Genomic DNA, 2222 nt, shown 5'->3' with positions numbered 1-2222 from the left:
GTACTTCAGCGATTTTGTTAAGTTCCACCAGTCAGGTACGCTATGTGCCCGGCAATGATAATGGTGAAACGGCAACGCTGTCGTTCAAGGCATGGGATACTACCACCGGCACCGCTTCGACCAATACGGTTGCGAGTACGGCAGATACATCGACAACGGGCGGTACGTCGGCCTTTTCGACCGGTACCGCCTCGGCCAGTCTTGTGGTCAGCGATGTCAATGATGCGCCGACCGTTACCAATGGTGCCTCTGTGACGCTGACGGGCACCAATGAAGATACGACGTCTTCGGCAACGCTGGTTTCATCGATGCTGACCAGTGCCGGTTACAATGATGTGGATAGTGGCGCATCGTCGGGGATTGCGATTACCGGTCTCACCGGGAATGGTACATGGCAATATTCCACCGATGGCAATAACTGGGTGAATCTGACCTCGGCCTCTGGCACGGCTGCGGTTTTGCTCAGTTCATCAAGCCAGGTGCGCTATGTGCCCGATGGAAATAATGGCGAAACGGCCAGTCTGTCGTTCAAGGCATGGGACCAGACATCGGGCACGGCTTCGGGTAATTCCGGGCCTGGCACGGCAGATACCACCACATCGGGTGGAACTTCTGCCTTTTCCACCGGGAATGTCACGGCCAGTCTTGCTGTGAGCGATGTAAATGACGCGCCTGATGCACCGGCGTCTCTTGCCGGGACGACGGTTGAGAATGGCGGACCGTTGAATTATTCGGTTTCTGTTGCCGGGTTTAACGATGTTGATGGCGACAATCTGAGCTTTAAGGCGACTTTGGCAGATGGTTCGGCCCTGCCAGCGTGGTTGAGCTATCAGGTGAATGGGACAACAGTGACCTTTACCGGGACGGTGCCGGGCAGCTTTATTGGCAATTTGCCGATCCGGATTACCGCGACCGAGGATGCGTCTGCCCATCTGACGGCCAGCAGCGATTTGACCATTCGTGTTGAAGCGCGTCTGGTTGTCGTGACAACGCCGCCACCGTCTGCTCCCGAACCGGTTGCCCAGCCACAGATATTGTTGTCTGTACCTAGCTTCGACCTTGGTGATACGGGTGCTCCGGTAACGGCAGCACTTGACCAGGTTGGCGGCAGCAGTGGGGAGATTCCGCAAGCTGTGACGGGAAGACTGGGGAGCCAGAGCGCGATCGACAATAGCGGGACGCCCGTGAGTACGGGACTGCGTCAGTCCCGGGGCGCTGGTTTTGGTACGACTGGCGGAACTGATGCCGGTCGGGGCGGATTTGTTGGTGCTGGTTTGGGCGGTGGCTTTGGTGGCGGCGGTTTTGGGGGTGGTCTGGGTACGACTGGTTCTCCCTTTGGCACAACCGGTGCCGGGGCGCTTGGCGCGGGCGGCGATGCGGGGAATGCACCTTTGCCATCGGGCGATGGGGGGCCATCCGCGAATGAAACTTTGAACGGGAACCAAGGCCAGGGCGGGGCTGTTTCAGCGCCGCAACCCCAGGCCGCCCCGACACCTGCTCCGGAAGCCACCCCCGCGCCAGCGCCGAAAAATTCGGGTGAAACCGGTACCACACCGCCTGAGGATGGTCAGGGCAATGTCCAGGGCGTGTTGACGCCGCAAGAGGACGCATCTGTCGATATTGCGTTTACGGGATCGGGCAATATCGATTTTGCGGACCAGCTTGCCGGTGCGGGCGGGGCGGTTGATCGCCAGGCCAGTTTGCTGGCGAAGGCATTGTCAGCATTTGACGTATTCGCCGCGTAACGGGGACGTTGTAAAAACGCGTTTTGACGATTTGTTTTGGGGCCATTTGCCAGGTAGGGCGAGTGGAAAAAAAGGGAGATCGGAATTGTTAAACAGTTCTGTGGGAAGGAACGGGCGCGGTATGCGCAGGGGCATGGTTCCTGTTGCCGCGATGGGAATGTTGTTGTTGGCCGGGTGTGCCGTGCGGCCAGAACCCCTGACACAGGCGGAAAATGACAGCCGGGTTCAGACGGATTTAAACCGGCTGTTTGCCAATCAGGAGAAAATCGACGGGCCGTTGACGCTTGATGATGCGATTGCACGGGCGCTGAAATACAATCTCGACCATCGTTTGAAACTGATGGAAGAGGCGGTTTCGATGGGGCAGCTTGATGTTGCCAATGTCAATTTGCTGCCTGATGTGGTGGCGAAAACCGGCTGGACCACGCGCAACAATCGCGACAGCACCTAGGGTCCAGACTCATTCAAATCCAGTAG

The 2222-nt window shown here is 58.0% G+C and carries 2 protein-coding genes; both read left to right on the top strand.

Features of this window, described 5'->3' with window-relative positions:
• Window positions 1-1745 (top strand): putative Ig domain-containing protein (locus TH25_RS25190; RefSeq protein WP_220151511.1); only part of this gene is annotated, 1745 nt, incomplete at its 5' end.
• Window positions 1746-1866: 121 nt separating this feature from the next.
• Complete coding sequence (locus tag TH25_RS24510) at window positions 1867-2196, top strand: hypothetical protein (protein ID WP_114090854.1); 330 nt, start codon at window positions 1867-1869, stop codon at window positions 2194-2196.
• The last annotated feature ends 26 nt before the right edge of the window (window positions 2197-2222 follow it).

This window comes from Thalassospira profundimaris (genome assembly GCF_003326755.1).
GTDB classification, from domain to species: domain Bacteria; phylum Pseudomonadota; class Alphaproteobacteria; order Rhodospirillales; family Thalassospiraceae; genus Thalassospira; species Thalassospira profundimaris_B.
This window is presented reverse-complemented; position numbering and strand designations above follow the sequence as displayed.